A 17,779-nucleotide genomic window follows, 5' to 3' on the forward strand; every position below is an offset into this window, starting at 1 on the left:
TTCGCTATAGGAAAGTCCAGCTATAGCAAAACAATAGCTGGACTTCTTCTCATTTATACACTACTATTTTTTATGCGAAAACATCACTTCTCAACTCTCTTTTTAAAACTTTACCTAATGAGTTTTTGGGTAAATGCACCACAAACTTTACTTCTGGTATTTTATAACTTGCTAATTTTTTCTTACAATGATAAATGATATCTTCCTCTGTTAATGATGTTTTTGTACCCTTCACAATATACGCTTTTGGAACCTCTCCCCAAAAATCATCTGGAATTCCTACTACAGCCACTTCTAAAACACCACTTATTTCTCGAATAACTTCTTCTACTTGATCAGGGTATACATTATCACCACCATATACAATAACATCTTTATATCTCCCCATTATGTATAAAAAACCATCTTCATCTAACATACCGGCGTCCCCCATATGATACCAGCCATCCTTCATTACTTTCTTTGTTGCTGATTCATTGTTCCAATATCCTTTAAACATATATGGGCTTCTAATCAAAATTTCTCCCACTTCATTCGAACCTAATTTCGCACCTGTTTTTGGGTGAATAATTTTCACTTCTACATTTGGAATTGGTTTCCCTACAGATGATATAGTTTCTATTCCCATCTCTGGGTTCCATGAACTAACAATCCATCCTTCTGTACTCCCATATCCTTGTACGATTTTGATTCCTTTTTCTGCATAGCGTCGTATGAGGATTTCTGATACTTTTGTTCCACCACTTTGCGCAACTTTTAAAGAAGAAATATTCCTTTTCGTATTTTCAATTTCATTCAACATATAACTGTATACAGCAGGAAATGCTAACATTGTTGTAATTTTCTCCTTCTCAATTGTATCCAATATTAAACTAGGATCTGCCTCAGTTAGAAAAATCATCGTAATACCGTGGTAAATACAATTTAATATTGATAACACACCACTCATATGAAAAAGAGGGTGAACAGAAAGGAAACGCTGTCCTGGTGCAATCGTTTTTCGTCCCACAACCTCCTGGAAATAGTTTGATAAACTTTTATGACCAATAACACAAGCTTTTGCATTTCCTGTTGTACCAGAAGTGAATAGAAAAATAGCATCATCGTCTTCATGAATCGTTACATCTGGCTCCGTTTTTTTCTGTCTTTGTAACCTTACTTCAAATGAACTTGCTACTCCCATTTTCTCACCAGTCTCTATTACCGTTTGAATGTTTGCTACTGCTTTACTATTTATGAATCGTTCTTTACATTCCGCACTATAAAACAGTACCTTTACCTTTGCTTCTTGTAAAATAACCTCTAATTCATATGAAGTAAGCTGATGATTAAACGGTATACATACTGCCCCAATTTTTAAACTTGCCATCATAATTGTTGGAAACTGATGATTATTTTTACACAAAATTCCTATCCGATCCCCTTTTTGAACACCTATTTCTAACAAATAGTGAGCAAGTTGATTCACTCGTTCATTATATTCTTTAAATGAATATCTTTTTTCACCTCCTACTAATGCCTCTAAATCAGCAGATTGTTTTGCTCTGTTTTGTAAAAGTTGTTGCATTGTACTCAAAAAAAACGCCCCTTTTTCATTTTTAGATTTTTATTTTACTATATTAACTATTAATTTACTAAAGGTTAAACTTAACAAAGTTAAATTCACTAAAAAACTATTCCGATACCGGTAAAAGTATCGGAATAGTTTTTTTATGTATATAATCATTTACTTAACTTTCAATCTCTTCATCTTGTAGTTGATGCTCTGCTTGATATAATGCAAATGCTCATATACATTTCATACTCGTCTTCTTCTATCCATGTTCCTTCAAAATACCTTTCAAAAAGAAACATGGATAAATTAATAAATATAAATTCGGAATCCACCAAGAAATATCGAAATCTTGACGGATTGTCCAAAATGCTAAAGCTTGTAATCCTGAACAAGAAGTTAAAATTAGTGATAGAAATGCAAACTGACTCCAAGTTTGCTTCTGCCTAGCATATAAATACAAACTTATATAACCTGTTAATGAAATGAATATATCAAGCACTTTATATTCTTTCTTCATCTCTAGTATTCTCATTCATTTTTCACTTTACATAAGCTAACTTTACCGTCTTCAGTTACCTCAACCCGCTTTTCACGATCTATTTCAATCATGAGCGGATGTACTTCTGCATTTAGATGAGAGAAAAGCCAGCGGCGCCCTGTTTTTCCAAGCAATATATACACTCCAGATTCTCCCATAAAGTTAAATTCTTCATTTAACTTTCCTTTCTTATTTACTAGAATCCCAAAATCTATCAATTGCTCCCCTACTGCTAGAACTTGATTCGTAGTCAAACTCATCTCGCTCATATTTAGAATAGAATGAACTGAAAAAGGCTCATTGCTTTCAGGAGAAATGCTATGCCTAGAAATGAATTCAACAATATTCCCTGACGGGTCCATAAAGTAAAAAGAATGTGCATGAGACCTCGGAAAATATATTTCATCTACCCCATCCTCTATATTTAATACTACCTTATTTCTTGCCCATTTCTTTGCTTCAGAAAATCGATTTGATGGTATATTGAAGGCGAAATGATAAAAAGGCTTCTTCGTCGTTAAATCATTTTTCCGAAATTCTAATTCACTCTCCCCTACTTGGATGCTAAAGCGTATTTCATTACTATGTAATAATCGAAAACCTAATATACGTACATAAAACTCCTTCATTTCTTCTAAAGCATTACTGTATAAAATCACTCTATTTATCAACATTACAACCTCTTCCCCCTTCCATACGAATTCCATATGAACATCATATGTTTAATAACTGAATTTTACAAATGATTGAATTAGAATGAGAATTATAATAAAATTTACATTAAGTTTCACAACCTAGTGATAAGGGTAGGTGTCATTATGTATTCAAAAGCGCGAATTACAGCTGTTGGGACTTATGTGCCAGAGAAAGTATTGTCAAATGAAGACATATCAAACCTTGTAGAAACGACAGATGAATGGATTGTTCAGCGAACTGGTATGCATGAACGAAGAATCGCTTCCTCTAATGAATTTTCTACAACTTTATGCATTCGAGCTGTCCAAAACTTAATCGATCGATTCCATGTTTCGATTGATGATGTCGATTTAATTATTGTCGCGACGGCTACACCAGATTACATGTTCCCCAATACTGCAAGTCAAGTTCAAGCTCATTTTGAAATCCCTCATACAGGAGCAATTGATTTAAGTGCAGCATGCGCAGGTTTTGTTTATGGATTAATTGTTGCCAATGGCCTTATTACTTCAAGGACTAACAAAAAGATACTCGTAATTGGCGCTGAAACACTGTCAAAAATTACAGATTATAGCGATCGTACTACTTGCATCCTTTTTGGTGACGGCGCTGGTGCAGCTCTTGTAGAGTATGACGAACATAATCCTAGTTTTTTAGGAACTTATATGGGATCTAATGGTTCTGGGGGAATTCATTTATATCAAACAGCTTTATCTAAAACGATGAATGGAGCACCATTACAAGACACACCTTATCTCGTTCAAAACGGAAGAGCCGTATACAAATGGGCTGTAAATACGGTTCCTCAAGGTGTCCAAAAATTACTACAGAAAAACGATTTACATGTAGCCGATATTGACTGGTTCGTTCCACATAGCGTGAATTTAAGAATGATTGAATCCATTTGTGAACGAACAGGTATTTCTCTTGATAACACGCTTATGAGTCTACAATATTATGGAAATACTTCTGCTGCTTCTATTCCACTAGCACTTGATATTGGGCTGAAAGATGGAAAAATCACTAATGGTAATACATTACTTTTATATGGATTTGGCGGTGGCCTTGTACATGCGGGGCTTATTTTGAAATGGAGTATATAGCGCATCAGCCTTACAAACAGTGTATATTGATTACATTATAAACTATTTTTCGCAACAATTTTTAAATGCTTTGGTGCAATAATTTCTTGTATATGTTCCTGCAAGTCTTCCTGAAGCATCTCTTCTATGTGTTCTAATGATACTTCAAGCGATGTACATTCTAATGTTTTAATGTTTAATAATGAATAATGCTCCTTTTTCTTTATAACTAAATACTGATTCTCTTCTGTTATTAGTAGAGAACCTAGTCGAATTCCAAGTAAACGTTGATCATCAAATTTCACCTGATATCCCTCTCTTTACCTATCCAAAAATATTTTTACAAAATTAACCAATATATCCTTACTATCAATCTATCATAAATCATTTCACAAAAATATATCTAATCCGTTCCTATTCCTATAGAGCATTCTTCATTTTCTTTATGTTTCACTACAAAAAACTTTCTCAACATTTCAAGCTTCCTTTTCTATTTTCGTATCTCTTACAATAATTTATAATGAATGTAATAAAAGATTGGCCTCTCCTAATTCATGTACATACATTTGATCGGTACGATTTGTTACCGATCCTTTTTTTGTCCTCCTATGATTGACAATATAAACTCTGCGTCTCGTGCTACACCGCATAGAAGCGCTGAGCCCCTTTGATGTTGCCAAGGTAAACCAATATAGTACAATCCTGATACTACACTAACTCCTCTTGTATGAATTGGCATACCTGCTTGATTCACCGCACCTTCTATTTTAATCCACTGATAATTCGGTATAAATCCTGTAGACCAAATTATATTTTGCACTTGATATGTACTATCATCTGAAAAAATTACTTTGTTTTGCAATGCACTTACTACCTTTGATTTTACTGTTATTTTCCCATTACGAATCAATCTCTTACATTCAAACCCAAATATAGGATCTTTCTGTTTCTGAAACCATCTTCCCCATCTTGTATCGGTTCCAGCATATAATAGTCCTATTTTCTCAAGCCAAGCAAAAATACTCTTTCCCATTATTTTTAATGGTAAAAAAGAAAGCGGATGGCTAATAGCAATCGTAACATCGCGATACTGCGCAAGCTCTACTGCAATTTGTGTCCCAGAGTTTCCGCCGCCAACTACAAGAACTGGTCCCTCAGGAATTTGTTTTGATGATTGATATTGTGAAGAATGAATTTGAAAAATATCATTGGAAAGATTTTTGGAAATGGAGGGAATGAACGGTCTTTGAAAGGCACCTGATGCAATAATCACTTGTTTAGCTTGTAGAACCTCTTCTGGAGTATAAACTTCAAATGTATCCCCTTTTTTTCTTATCTTTGAAACATTCATCTGTAACCTTACTGGTATAGAAAAATGTTTTGCATATGCTTCTAAATAATTGGCAATTTCATCTTTCGTTGGAAATCCATCTTGCTTTCCAGCTAAACTCATACCTGGCAATGCACTATACCCTCTCGGTGTAAACAACTGCAAAGAGTCGTATCGCTTTCTCCATGAATCACCAATTCGCTCTTCTCCATCTAATAAGACAAAGTGACCGTTTTCTCTTTGCAAATAATACCCCATAGCTAAGCCTGCCTGACCTGCTCCTACTATAATGACATCTAACATGTACATCCTCCTTTTCACCCCAAAACATATGAATATATGTTCATGTGTTCATGTGTTTTCTTCAATCATATAAATTTTCTTTTTACAAATCAAGGAAATTTCTCTTTTCAATCGATAAAAAACCTTTTATAAATCATGCTCACAATTGACTTTTTCGTTATAAAATAAGTTTTCACATAACGTTCAATTGTTTTGTATAGATAGATATCCTATAATTACAATGATTATAATTTTCCGTTGCTATGCCGTGACTCCTAGAAATTTTGGGGTTTTTATCAGTTTCATCACTAAGACCCCGATATTTGTTACTAGAACAGAGAATAAATCTAGAACTAAATGCATGACATGATGTTAAGTTGCTGTATCTATTCGCTTCTCCTTGAAAAATCAAAAAATGAGATTATAAGGATACTACCGAATGTCTATGTCATTGCAGTCTCTTTGTTAAACGAGAGGAAGTGTTTTAACAAAACATAGAAATATGTAACGATCAGTACTTTCAAACACAACATGACTACTTCAGGGGGGGAACATTATCATGAAAAAATTATATTATGCATCGTTCGTATATTTGATTATTGGATTATTAGCTGGTGTATTTGCGAGAGAATATGCAAAAGCAAAAGGCATTCTTGGCTCTACTCTATTAAATCTTTTACATACTCACACGCTCGTACTAGGATTTTTATTCTTTTTAATTGCTCTAGCATTAGCAAAATCATTTTCATTCCATAAAATAAAAGGTTTTGATATGTGGTTTATCGTTCATAATATAGGGTTAATATTAACCCTTGCTTCCATGGCAACGCGGGGATTCCTTCAACTAAATGGCGCAGATTTTAAAGGCTTAACGTATATCGTAGCAGTCTCTCATTCTATTATTGGTCTAAGTCTTATTTGGTTTATGATTTTATTAAAAAAATCATTCAAAATATAATGTAAAAAGAGGCTCTCCTATAGGTAGGAAGCCTCTTTTTCAGGTCAAATTATTCTCCTGTTTCAGCAAATTTTTTAATTCGCTCTCCAATCTCATTCCGTACTCTTTGGAATACATCCCATTCTTTCCCTGCCGGATCATCGAATCCCCAATGAACCCGTTTTACATGTAAAGGTGGGGTCGGACATACATCATTTGCATGACCACAAAGTGTTACAACAAGGTCTGCATTGTGTAAAATATTATGATCGATCCTATCAGACGTTTGATTTGTAATATCAATATTTATTTCTTTCATGACCTTAATAGCATTTGGGTTCACGCCATGCGCTTCAATCCCTGCAGAATATACATTCCACTTGTCTCCTAAATATTTTTTCCCGAATCCTTCGGCGATTTGACTACGACAAGAATTACCTGTGCATAAGAAGTAAATCGTTTTTTTGTTTTCCATATGAAGTCCACCTTTTATAAGAAATGTTTATTTTGATTCTATTTGAAAATATTTACGCTGAAACCATAGCGCTACATTTACAAGTGCAATCATAACAGGTACCTCAACTAAAGGGCCTATCACCGCTGCAAATGCTGCTCCAGATTGAATTCCAAATACACCGACAGCGACTGCAATTGCTAATTCAAAGTTATTACTTCCTGCTGTAAATGCTAATGTTGTCGTGACTGGGTAACCTGCCCCAATCTTTTTCCCCATAAAGAATGACACAAAGAACATTACGATAAAATAAATAAGTAATGGAATCGCAATACGTACAACATCCAGTGGTACGCTCACAATCATATTTCCTTTTAAAGAAAACATGACAATGATTGTAAATAATAATGCAATTAATGTAATCGGGCTTATTTTCGGAATAAAGACTTTTTCATACCATAGGGGCCCTTTTATTTTTACAAAGATGAAACGTGTAAACATCCCAGCAAAAAAAGGAATTCCTAAATAAATCAAGACTGACTGAGCAACCTCTACCATTGTAATAGAAATAACAGCACCTTCTATTCCTAACCATTCTGGAATAACCGTTACAAATATATAAGCATACACTGAGAAAAATAACATTTGAAATACAGAGTTAAATGCTACTAATCCTGCTGCATATTCTGTATCACCTTTCGCTAAATCATTCCAAACGATGACCATTGCAATGCAGCGAGCTAATCCAATCATAATGAGTCCTATCATATACTCTGGCTTGTCTGGTAAAAAGATAATTGCCAAAATAAACATAAGAACTGGTCCAATAATCCAGTTTTGAACGAGTGATAATATAAGTACCTTTCCATCCTTAAAAACGCGCCCCATCTCTTCATAGCGAACCTTTGCAAGCGGCGGATACATCATAAGAACTAAGCCAATCGCAAGCGGAATAGAGGTTGTTCCTACCTGTAAGCGATTCATTCCATCAACAAAATTAGGGGATAGATACCCTATTGCAATTCCTACTACCATCGCCAGAAAAATCCAAAGGGTTAAATATCGATCTAAAAATGATAATCGTTTCATCGTTTCTCCTTTTTGTTTCACAACATGAAGTTATACTGCTCTCTTTTTCATTAGAATTGTTTAGAACTTCATAGTTAGTCTCGTGTTGAAAAACTCCCATTCATTCTTATCTTCCTAGGCATTACTCCAAATTCGTTGCATGAATTCCGACATGTACCTATTGCATACCCATTCCTCCCTAACTTCATTCATCAAGTTTTTTTGATTTATAAAGTACCAAAACTTAGCAGCAACTACCTCTTCCCGTTTTTCGAAATACACAACAAAGTTCTTCCGACAATAAATGATTGACTTCTTCATCATTTAAATCGTAATAACTCCATGTCCCTTTTGTTTCCTTTTCAATTAAATTTGCATCAAGTAATATTTTTAAATGGTATGAAAGCTTAGATTGAGAAATACCAAATACTTCTGTTAAATCACATACACATGTCTGTCCACGTTGACATAATTCATACATAATCTCTAATCTTTTTGTATCCGCAAGTGCTTTAAATTTCTTTTCAAATTGCTCAAAGTTTTCTTTCATGCATCCCACCCTTTCATCAACTTTTTTTGATATTTATATTATAGACAAAATTCCCATCACAATACAACCTTTAAATCAAATATATTTGATTTAAAGGTTGTATTATACCTATGAACGAAAAAAGAAGGGTTTCCTTCCCTTCCTTTTATTTATAATACACTTGGCCGCCATGTAAACTCATGCTTGTTCCCGCTTCACTTTCATTAACAAATTTGATTTTCACATTTCCAATTTGTTCTGTCAATGATGCAACAGGGATGTTTAATACCCCGACAAAATTACCAATTTTTACACTTCCGATTTCTTGTTCTTCATGCAATAATTGAATCTTCATTCTAGAAAACTTACTTTTCATATCTACCACTATATTTTGAGGTTTATTGTAATCTCTACCCTGTCCAATCCAAATATGTCCATGAAATTCTGTTTCCTCATAATTATAAACAGATAAATCAGCAGCTTTCACCTTTACTAAACCAGTCCGATGACGTTTCAAAACTTTTTTATTCCCTGCGCTTATCATATGACCATTTGCATCAAGAGAGTAAGAAAAAAATTCTTCATCTTCAGGTACTTTATAAATATCTGGAGCAATAATATCCTGCTTTAATTCATCCATTTCTTCTTCAGAATAAGACTTTACTACCTTCCCTTCTCCATTATATACTTCCATATACGGCTTCCCATCATGTATGTTTTTGATAGAGTCAGATGCAGAAGATACAACTTTCCCTTGTGCTACACCGCTAGTAGGTAATAATAAAAATAGAAACCAACCAAATAGAACAAGTTTTAACCTATGCCCTCTTTTCATTCTACCCCTCCTACTATTGATATGTTTTAGTTTAACATACGTAAAACTTTTTTACATTTATATCCAAAAAGGAATCTCATAGATATAATGAGATTCCTTTTTTATTAGGCTGATTCTACCATTTTAGCATTGTAAACAAATATGCGGGTTAATATTGTCATTACCATAACAAGAACGAGAAAATATAGTGGCATTATAAACAAGGATCCTGTATGAAGTTGACTCATTCCCCATATCGTAACGGTAACGATTATATAGTACCCTAAGCTGAATAACGCACCTGCCGTTCCAATCACATCTTGGAAGTCTACTAACGCTAAACTTAAACAATTAGGTAACGCAATCCCGATTCCTAATAACAATATAAATATTGCTATAAGAAACATAGTCATATAGAAAACCGTTGCAACTGCTTCAGTTAAAGTAACTATTGATAAAATCGTTACTCCCCCTATCATTATCATACAACCGATATAAATAATTTTTTCTGGTGTATAACTGAAAAGTAGTCGCTTTGAAATTTGCGCTCCAATAATAGAAGCAATAGCTACCACTATACCTAAAAAACCAAACATACCAGGTGATAGTTTAAAATACTCAATAAAAATGAACGGTGATTCAGCGTAATAACTAAATAATATACCGTTCGTTCCCCCGATTAAAATGCCATATGTCATTACTTTTGGATTGCAAATCATTCGTTTTATAATAGAAAAAATGTTTATTTTCCTTGTCGTTACATACGTTCGTGTTTCTGGCAATTTCATAAAAGTACAAATAAATAGCCAAATACTCATCAGAACTAAAGTAAAGAAAACACTTCTAAAACCAAATATTTGATCAATCCATCCACCAATTAACGGACCAACAGCTGGTGTGAATGCAATAACCGCTGAAATCTGTGCAAACATAACATGTCGTTTCTTTCCTTCTACACTTTCACGTAAGATTGTTTGTGTAACAACAGATCCTGTACTTGCCCCAAATGCTTGTACGAAACGACTGATAAGTAATAATTCAATGGAACTCGTCAAATAGCACAGTAAACTCCCAACACCATATGTTACAATCCCCCAAAGCATAGCAGGTTTACGGCCGATAAAATCGGATAAAAATCCCCAACAAAATACTCCTACAGCAAATCCAGCAAAGTAAATACTAAGGGTTAACTGCATAGTATTATTACTTACCTGCAACACTTTAGAAATGTCAGGTAAAGATGGCGTGTAAATTGTTTCACTAATTTGTGGAAATGCTACAAGAATAATCATTAACCATAGCGATGGCACTGAGACTTTTTTCATTTCTAATCCCCTCCTATAACTTAGCAAATCTCAGATTATTAAAACTTTCTTTCGCTACGGAACGGGAGGGACCATGATAGAAATGCGGTTATACACTAACAAAATAAACACCTCATCTTCTTCATATAAATATCTATAGGAGGGTATAAGTGAACCTATCATTTTTACTATTTCTCTTCACAAATATTAACATAACATATATTGTAAATTTTTGTACATAAAGAACCTACTAACAAAAATAGTAGGTTCTTATTTTTCAGGGGTAAACCATACAATTTGTTGCATGTGAACAAATATAGGTATTTCTTTCTCTTCTAATGTAATATGATCTGGTTTGACACTTCTTAACGTTCCACTCACACTTCCTCGAATCGTTTCAACTGTAATTTTTCTTCCTACAATAGATTGCAATGTTTGTACAACGTATGGATCAACTAATGAAACGACTTCTCCGCTTAACTCGTAACCATCTCGAAAATAGCCGTACACATCCTCATATGAATAGTACATACTTTAGTCCCCTCTTTTCAAGATTTTCTGTAGTGTATGTTCTATTCATGTGAACTCCCCTCCACTTAAAACCTAACGATTTTTGAAGTGGGGGCTTCTCGACTTATCGTTGCTTTTAGTAGCCAACGAAAACTGACCGAGCTATCCCTCTCGTTCCAAGAGTTCTTTTTGCTATACGAACGCTAATAAGCGTAACCCTTCACGTTTGATGTTGATAGAAGCGTTCCAATCTCTGTCTGCCACAAAACCACAATCACAGTGGAATTTACGTTCAGAAAGAGATAGAGACTCTTTTACTTGACCACAACATGAGCAAGTTTTGGATGATGGAAACCATTTATCTATTTTGATAAGCTTTTTCCCTTGCTCTTCTAACTTGTATTGGAGAAATGTCGTAAACTTGCCCCAGGCGTTATCAGCAACACTTTTCCCGAAATGGAGTGCTTGTGACATTCCTTTCATGTTGAGGTCTTCGATCACCACGCAGTCATACAGTTTCACTAATTTTTGCGATTCCTTATGTAGAAAGTCCTTTCGTTGGTTCGCAATTTTTTCATGTAGCTTCGCTATTTTTAGACGTTGTTTGTGCCAGCGACTAGAACCTTTCTTTCTACGTGATAAAATACGCTGTTCCTTCGCTAATTTTTCCAAGGCTTGGCGATAGAAACGAGGGTAATTGGCTCTCTCACCTTCTTCACTATCGACAAATAAGCCATTCATGGAAAAATCTAAGCCGACAACAGCTTGCACTTCTTTTTGTACAGGATGATGTTCGTATTCAGTGAGAATAGAAACATAGTACTTTCCTGTTTTTGTTCGAGAAACTGTACAAGACTTGATAATGTGAAACGACGGAATTTCCCGATGTTGTTTCATTTTTACAAGTTTCAGTTTCGGCAATTTGATATAGCCATCCAAAAGCATAATGTTTCCATTTACCACATTGGTTGTGTAGGATTGTCTGGCCTTACGGTTTTTGAAATTCGGAAATTCAGCACGACCAGAGAAGAAGTTTTCATATGCCTTCTGCAAATTCAGTTGGGCGTTCGCCAATGCAAGACTATCTACTTCTTTGAGCCATGCAAACTCCTCTTTGTACTTAGCGGGAGTAGGAAACTTTTGTTTCTTTAGCGCTTCTTTGTCACCCTTGAATTGTTCATATGTTTCCTTTCGTTCAGCTAACATTTTGTTGTAGACAAACCGAACACAACCGAAGGTTTTTTGCAAGGAGTTGCTCTTGTTCTTGCGTTGGATACAGACGGAACTTATATGCTTTGTTTGCCATATCGAATCACCTCACTTTACACCTTGATTTTCTATATACATTTTTATCACTTCAATGGGAGCACCACCTGTTGTAAGCAAACAAAAACTCCTTGACCAAAAATTCTCTTTCCACAGTTCCTTTTTCACCTGTGAAAAATGCTTTTTGATCAGTCGTGAACTTGCGCTTTTATAGGCGTTGATGAACTTTGACATTTCAGTATTCGGATGCGCTTTGAACAAAATATGCACATGGTCAATATCGTGATTCCATTCGACTAAGGAAATATTGTAACTTTCGCCCAATCGAACAAACATATCTTTTGCATAGTCAGATATGGGATCATCAATCACTTTTCTGCGATATTTTATGACCAGAACAAGATGATAATACAACAGGAACACTGAATGATTCATCCGAGACACCACCTAGAATGAGTACAATCATTATACATGAAAAAGGTGAAAACTTCTTTGATTTCATCGAAGAAGTTTTCACCTTTTTTTATGAGGACTTTTTCAGTGGCCTCACCATTATGCGGTATCTCTTTCATACGTAAGGAATATGAGAAGAAACGATCTTCTTGTCTATTCCCATTTATAAATCCAAAATTCTTCAATCTGCAACCATTTTAATGTTGCAGCATCTTTATTTTGAATTTTCATTTCTGTTTCTTCTAGCATTGCTTCTGTTTGCGAACGATGCGCACGCAAAGCTGCTAGTTTTTGATCAAAAGCTTCACTAATATTATTTACGACATCTGGCTCTCCTAATACTTCTTCACGATTTTTCGTAATCGCAACAGCATGTATCACTGGACGCGTTTCTTTTGGCATACGAGATACAGCGCGAACTGTAGCACGCCCGAATGCGTCATGGTCTGGATGAACACCATGTTCTGGATAGAATGTAATAATTCTTGATGGTTGCACATCACGAATAACAGCTTCAATTTTATCAGCTACAAAATCTACATCTTCAAATTCTAATGTTTTATCATGAAATCCGAGCAATCTTAAATCAGTAATGCCCATTGCTTCACATGCATCTTTTAATTCTTTTTCACGAATACTTGAGATTGTCTCACGGTTTGCAAATACATCTTTCCCCATATTCCTTCCCATTTGACCAAGCGTTCCGCACGCATATGTTACAGGTACCCCTTGTCTTGTTAATAAACTAATTGTTCCTCCTGCTGCATAGGATTCATCATCGGGATGTGGAAATACAACTAATACATGTTTCTCCATATTTTCCCCTCCTTCTTATTTAAATGGTGTTAAGCTTAATTCAAGGGCTACAGCTAGACGCCCTTTATTATCATGACCTGAAAGTAACAAACGACCTTGCTCGTCCACTTCCCAATGTGTAATACCTTCAGCATATACCCAGCCGTGATCCATTTTCAGACCAACTCGATACGGATTCGTTCCAACAATTTTACCACGTTCAAACCGAATGATAGCATTACGAATGAATGCCCCAACTGTCATCATCTTTTCATTAAAATGGGAAGCGTATGCTCCATTTGTTGTTTCTAAATGAATATATACATCTTTATTTACAAAACGTTCAATTTCATGTTGAACAACTGTTTTATCTTTTACTATTTCCATCGGATTTCACCTCTTTAAAACATTTTACGCAAAAATAATGTAAATTGCTATCTCTATATTAGAGGAGAATGCTCACTTTGCCTAATAATTTGCACTTTATTTTATAAATTTGTAGTATGTGAAATTTTGTTTCCGCTTACAATTACAAAACGTTTTCTTTCCTTTTTTGAATTTGCTACAATATATTTTATGCGGAGGGATAAATTCGACAATTGAATACATATTTTAAAGAAGGTGACATATTGGAACATTCAGCACATGAAGTAACAAACCTGCAATATTATTTTGCAATTGCCGTATTTTTAATTACATACGGATTTATTATTTCTGAAAAATTGAACCGTGCTGTTATTGCACTGTTCGGTGCTGCTATTATGATTATTTTTAGTATTGTAGACTTACATACTGCTTTTACATCTCATATTCAATGGGAAACAATTACCCTTCTCATCGGCATGATGATTCTTGTCCATATTACAAGTCAATCAGGCGTATTTGAGTATGTAGCGATTAAAGCAGCAAAAGCAGCAGGCGGAAAGCCCATTCGCATTTTATTATTTTTATCCCTATTAACTGCCGTCGGTTCCGCATTTTTAGATAACGTTACAACCGTTTTATTAATCGTCCCTGTTACGTTATCCATTACACGCATGTTAAAAGTACAACCTGTTCCTTACTTCATTTCTGAAGTATTATTTTCAAATATTGGTGGTACAGCGACATTAATTGGCGATCCACCAAATATTATGATTGGATCAGCAAATAAGCATCTAGATTTTAATGCTTTCTTACTTAATTTAGCACCTATTGTTCTTATTATTTCTGCCGTTACGTTAAGTATTATTTACTTTATGTATAGGAAAAAACTGAAAACAACACCTGAACAAATTGCAAAACTTATGGCTTTAAATGAAAAAGACTATATTCGTGACCAAAGCTTACTCGTCAAATCTCTTTCTATATTAGGTTTAACGATTCTCGGCTTTATTCTTCACTCTATTATTCATGTGGATGCAGCGGTTATCGCAATGACTGGCGCGACACTCCTTATGCTAATTGGCGTGAAGCAGCACGAATTAGAAGATGTATTCGCCCACGTTGAATGGGTAACCATTTTCTTCTTCGCCGGACTATTTGTTCTTGTTGGTGGATTAATCGACATTGGGCTCATTTCATCTCTTGCTAAAGACGTAATTGATGTAACAAATGGTGATATTGGTTTTGCAGCTATGCTTATTTTATGGGTATCAGGAGCTGCATCCGCAACCATCGATAACATCCCATTTGTCGCAACAATGATCCCGCTTATTCAAGACTTAGCAGCAGGACTTGGCTTATCTGTTGATTCACCGCAAATCGAAGTACTTTGGTGGGCACTATCACTCGGCGCTTGCCTAGGCGGAAACGGAACTTTAATCGGAGCATCCGCAAACGTGGTCGTAGCAGGTATTGCGAACCGTGAAGGACATGGTTTCTCATACCTTGATTTCTTAAAAATCGGCTTACCTTTAACAATCATTGCATTATTATTATCACATGTTTATATATATGTACGTTATTTAATGTAAAAAGATTGCAGCGTGAAGCTGCAATCTTTTTTAACGAAAGAATATCCCAATAATCGCAAGTGCTCCTAAAACAATTCCTCCAATTTGTCCAACAATTACTGGCGATAATTGAACCCCTTTTTTCACTTCAACCACTGGTCTTTCATGTCTAAGCTGTTGAACTTCACTTTGCAGTTGATGCACACTACCATGCAATTCTTTCATCAATTCTTTTAACTCTGCAACCTCTTCATTTACCGGCTTCGTTTTTTCTAAATTCATTTGTAACGACTCCTTATTCTATTCATATTATTGTAAAATTCCGCTAACCCCCATCTTTTTCCTGCAAATCATATGTACATTTTTGTCAATTTTACCCAAATAGACAATGATCTCTACTTTTACTTCGTTTATACAACGAATGGTTTGACAAGGAAAAGAATTTATTACACCATATATGCTATAGCATGTATTTTCAGTATTTAAAGATTTACTGGATTTAGAGAAGGCACTGAAAAAGTGATTACTTTGAAAAAATAACGTGCATTTTATCGATATATAGAAAACGCAAAGGAGACCATCACCTGTATATAGTAGGTGGTGGTCTCCTTTTTCTTATTAGGTGGACTTTTTCAGTGGCCTCGATTTAGATGATGTATATTTATCATAGAGGTGATATATGGTCTTACATAATTTAATTGGATATCTTATTCATCGTACAGATGTCAAAATGACAAATTATTTTACGAAAAGGTTAAAACCTTATGGAGTTACACCCAAACAATGGAGTATTATGAGTGTTCTTTCTAGCCAAAAAGGAACAACTCAAAAAGATCTGGCAGAAGCCATTGATAAGAATCAAACGACTGTCGTAAGAATGATACATTCAATGGAGAAAAAAGGAATGGTCAAAAAAACTTTTCATAATCAAGACAGACGTTCTCATTACCTATTTTTAATAGAAAAAGGTGAAGCGATTAAAAAGTCTGTCCTACCTGTTGTAAAAGAAGCTCATCAGTTCGTTACGAGTAATTTAAGTACAGAAGAGACGCAACAGCTAAAATTATTATTAAATAAGTTATATGATACACATTATTCCTAATTGATCCGTATAAAGGACAACTTATTTATACGGATCAAATTATTATTTTATATATGCTGTAGCATATATTTTTATCCCGCTATTTTAAGGCAGTAAGACTCCCACCTCAAGATTCAGAGAAAAGCAAGGAAGATACGTAATAGCCTGATTGATGATGACTCATAATCAGCGGAGGATGAAGCCCCCACTGATTAAAGTTTCACTTTATTTATATTTCATAAGTTAATCATATCCATTACTTTCATTTCAAAAGATATACTAAGGAGGAAATTGTTTATGCTAAATGGGAAAGTAGCAATTATAACAGGAGCAAGCCGAGGAATTGGAGCTGCAACAGCAAAATTATTTGCTCAATATGGGGCAAAAGTAGTTGTAAACTATATGAATCATACAGAGGCAGCAAAAGAGGTCATCGAATCGATCCATGAAAAAGGCGGAGAAGCAATCGCTATTCAAGCTGATGTTAGAAATCAAGAACAAATGAATTCTCTCGTAGATCAAACGATTTCACATTTTAAAAAAGTTGATATTTTAGTAAGTAATGCAGCAATTGGATTTACTATAAAACCCTTCTCTGATATGGAATGGGATGAATTTCGCCCTAAAATTGAAGAAGAAGTAAAAGCTGCTTTCATTTCCACAAAATCAGTATTGCCTATTATGAAAAAACAAAAATATGGAAAGTTGGTCTATATTTCAAGTGGTTTAAGTAACCAACCTATGCCTGGCTTTATTGCACACGGAACAGCAAAAGGAGCGCTTAATTCCTTTGTAAAGTACCTATCTCAAGAGCTAGGCCCATATCATATTACAGCAAATACAATATCACCTGGTATGGTTGAAACAGCTGCTACGAAATATACTCCTGTAGAAGAAAAGGAAAAAGTAGCGATGTTTACTCCATTAGGAAGAATTGCAAATCCCGAGGATATTGCTCGTACTGCCTTATTCCTTGCAAGTGATCAAAGCGCCTTTATTACAGGAACTTATCTTCCTGTATCTGGTGGTATGGAAATGAATTCGTAAAGAAATATTCGTTCTAACTTAGGATAAGGAAACATTCGGAGGTTTCCAATCTGCCAATAAGTAGAAATCCCTTGGGAGCAACGTTGGATAGAACAATATCCTTA

19 protein-coding genes and 2 pseudogenes are annotated in these 17,779 nt (G+C 34.8%); 5 read left to right on the top strand and 16 right to left on the bottom strand.

Annotated features, from left to right (window positions below):
* Nucleotides 1–70: 70 nt before the first annotated feature.
* The 3 genes and pseudogenes from MR058_RS07265 to MR058_RS07275 all read right to left on the bottom strand — a co-directional run bounded on the left by MR058_RS07265 (nucleotide 71) and on the right by MR058_RS07275 (nucleotide 2,767).
* Nucleotides 71–1,576 (bottom strand): class I adenylate-forming enzyme family protein, encoded by a 1,506-nt coding sequence (locus MR058_RS07265; RefSeq protein ID WP_242143329.1) that lies wholly within the window; start codon nucleotides 1,574–1,576, stop codon nucleotides 71–73.
* 238 nt (nucleotides 1,577–1,814) lie between these two features.
* Nucleotides 1,815–2,051 (bottom strand): annotated as a pseudogene (locus MR058_RS07270) (DUF5360 family protein); the annotation flags it as partial.
* Nucleotides 2,052–2,083: 32 nt separating this feature from the next.
* Entirely contained in the window at nucleotides 2,084–2,767 is a 684-nt protein-coding gene (locus MR058_RS07275; RefSeq protein ID WP_242143330.1) for a VOC family protein, read from the bottom strand.
* Nucleotides 2,768–2,911: 144 nt separating this feature from the next.
* Between MR058_RS07275 and MR058_RS07280 the strand changes: the two genes are divergently transcribed.
* The gene (locus MR058_RS07280; protein ID WP_242143331.1) at nucleotides 2,912–3,892 is read left to right on the top strand and encodes a ketoacyl-ACP synthase III; all 981 of its coding nucleotides are present in this window, start codon (nucleotides 2,912–2,914) and stop codon (nucleotides 3,890–3,892) included.
* Nucleotides 3,893–3,927: 35 nt separating this feature from the next.
* On the opposite strand, the gene MR058_RS07285 is transcribed toward MR058_RS07280, so the two are convergent.
* A complete protein-coding gene (locus tag MR058_RS07285) occupies nucleotides 3,928–4,176 on the bottom strand; it encodes a hypothetical protein (protein ID WP_242143332.1) in 249 nt (82 codons plus the stop codon).
* Nucleotides 4,177–4,454: 278 nt separating this feature from the next.
* Complete coding sequence (locus MR058_RS07290; RefSeq protein WP_242143333.1) at nucleotides 4,455–5,504, bottom strand: flavin-containing monooxygenase; 1,050 nt, start codon at nucleotides 5,502–5,504, stop codon at nucleotides 4,455–4,457.
* A 538-nt stretch (nucleotides 5,505–6,042) separates the two neighbouring features.
* On the opposite strand from MR058_RS07290, the gene MR058_RS07295 reads away from it, so the two are divergent.
* Nucleotides 6,043–6,441 carry a DUF2871 family protein gene (locus tag MR058_RS07295; RefSeq protein WP_242143334.1) on the top strand — a complete coding sequence of 133 codons (399 nt, stop codon included), beginning with the start codon at nucleotides 6,043–6,045 and terminating at the stop codon, nucleotides 6,439–6,441.
* Nucleotides 6,442–6,490: 49 nt separating this feature from the next.
* Here MR058_RS07295 and arsC read toward each other — a convergent pair whose 3' ends face one another.
* The 10 genes and pseudogenes from arsC to MR058_RS07345 all read right to left on the bottom strand — a co-directional run bounded on the left by arsC (nucleotide 6,491) and on the right by MR058_RS07345 (nucleotide 14,000).
* Nucleotides 6,491–6,895: an arsenate reductase (thioredoxin) gene (gene arsC, locus MR058_RS07300; RefSeq protein ID WP_242143335.1), complete on the bottom strand. Its 405-nt coding sequence runs from the start codon at nucleotides 6,893–6,895 to the stop codon at nucleotides 6,491–6,493.
* Nucleotides 6,896–6,922: 27 nt separating this feature from the next.
* On the bottom strand, nucleotides 6,923–7,963 hold the full coding sequence (arsB, locus tag MR058_RS07305) for an ACR3 family arsenite efflux transporter (RefSeq protein WP_242143336.1): 1,041 nt from the start codon (nucleotides 7,961–7,963) through the stop codon (nucleotides 6,923–6,925).
* A 223-nt stretch (nucleotides 7,964–8,186) separates the two neighbouring features.
* The gene (locus MR058_RS07310) at nucleotides 8,187–8,492 is read right to left on the bottom strand and encodes an ArsR/SmtB family transcription factor (protein WP_242143337.1); all 306 of its coding nucleotides are present in this window, start codon (nucleotides 8,490–8,492) and stop codon (nucleotides 8,187–8,189) included.
* 145 nt (nucleotides 8,493–8,637) lie between these two features.
* Nucleotides 8,638–9,306 (bottom strand): hypothetical protein, encoded by a 669-nt coding sequence (locus tag MR058_RS07315; RefSeq protein WP_242143338.1) that lies wholly within the window; start codon nucleotides 9,304–9,306, stop codon nucleotides 8,638–8,640.
* A gap of 104 nt (nucleotides 9,307–9,410) precedes the next feature.
* Nucleotides 9,411–10,610 (bottom strand): multidrug effflux MFS transporter, encoded by a 1,200-nt coding sequence (locus tag MR058_RS07320; RefSeq protein WP_242143339.1) that lies wholly within the window; start codon nucleotides 10,608–10,610, stop codon nucleotides 9,411–9,413.
* Between the two features lie 249 nt (nucleotides 10,611–10,859).
* Complete coding sequence (locus MR058_RS07325) at nucleotides 10,860–11,120, bottom strand: YuzF family protein (RefSeq protein WP_242143340.1); 261 nt, start codon at nucleotides 11,118–11,120, stop codon at nucleotides 10,860–10,862.
* 171 nt (nucleotides 11,121–11,291) lie between these two features.
* A pseudogene (locus MR058_RS07330) lies at nucleotides 11,292–12,405 on the bottom strand (RNA-guided endonuclease TnpB family protein).
* Nucleotides 12,406–12,416: 11 nt separating this feature from the next.
* A complete protein-coding gene (gene tnpA, locus MR058_RS07335) occupies nucleotides 12,417–12,800 on the bottom strand; it encodes an IS200/IS605 family transposase (protein WP_242143341.1) in 384 nt (127 codons plus the stop codon).
* Between the two features lie 171 nt (nucleotides 12,801–12,971).
* The gene (bshB2, locus tag MR058_RS07340; RefSeq protein ID WP_242143342.1) at nucleotides 12,972–13,634 is read right to left on the bottom strand and encodes a bacillithiol biosynthesis deacetylase BshB2; all 663 of its coding nucleotides are present in this window, start codon (nucleotides 13,632–13,634) and stop codon (nucleotides 12,972–12,974) included.
* A gap of 15 nt (nucleotides 13,635–13,649) precedes the next feature.
* A complete protein-coding gene (locus MR058_RS07345; protein ID WP_012094638.1) occupies nucleotides 13,650–14,000 on the bottom strand; it encodes a YojF family protein in 351 nt (116 codons plus the stop codon).
* 242 nt (nucleotides 14,001–14,242) lie between these two features.
* Here MR058_RS07345 and MR058_RS07350 point away from each other — a divergent pair, with 242 nt between their 5' ends.
* Nucleotides 14,243–15,568, top strand: a complete 1,326-nt coding sequence (locus MR058_RS07350; RefSeq protein ID WP_242143343.1) for an ArsB/NhaD family transporter — start codon at nucleotides 14,243–14,245, stop codon at nucleotides 15,566–15,568.
* 30 nt (nucleotides 15,569–15,598) lie between these two features.
* Here the strand turns inward: MR058_RS07350 and MR058_RS07355 are convergent, their stop codons facing one another.
* Complete coding sequence (locus MR058_RS07355) at nucleotides 15,599–15,829, bottom strand: hypothetical protein (RefSeq protein WP_242143344.1); 231 nt, start codon at nucleotides 15,827–15,829, stop codon at nucleotides 15,599–15,601.
* 397 nt (nucleotides 15,830–16,226) lie between these two features.
* Between MR058_RS07355 and MR058_RS07360 the strand changes: the two genes are divergently transcribed.
* Nucleotides 16,227–16,649 (top strand): MarR family winged helix-turn-helix transcriptional regulator, encoded by a 423-nt coding sequence (locus tag MR058_RS07360; protein ID WP_242143345.1) that lies wholly within the window; start codon nucleotides 16,227–16,229, stop codon nucleotides 16,647–16,649.
* A gap of 276 nt (nucleotides 16,650–16,925) precedes the next feature.
* The gene (locus MR058_RS07365) at nucleotides 16,926–17,675 is read left to right on the top strand and encodes an SDR family NAD(P)-dependent oxidoreductase (RefSeq protein WP_242143346.1); all 750 of its coding nucleotides are present in this window, start codon (nucleotides 16,926–16,928) and stop codon (nucleotides 17,673–17,675) included.
* Nucleotides 17,676–17,779: the final 104 nt, after the last annotated feature.

This window comes from Bacillus cereus group sp. BfR-BA-01430, from assembly GCF_022663115.1.
GTDB classification, from domain to species: Bacteria; Bacillota; Bacilli; order Bacillales; family Bacillaceae_G; genus Bacillus_A; species Bacillus_A cereus_BD.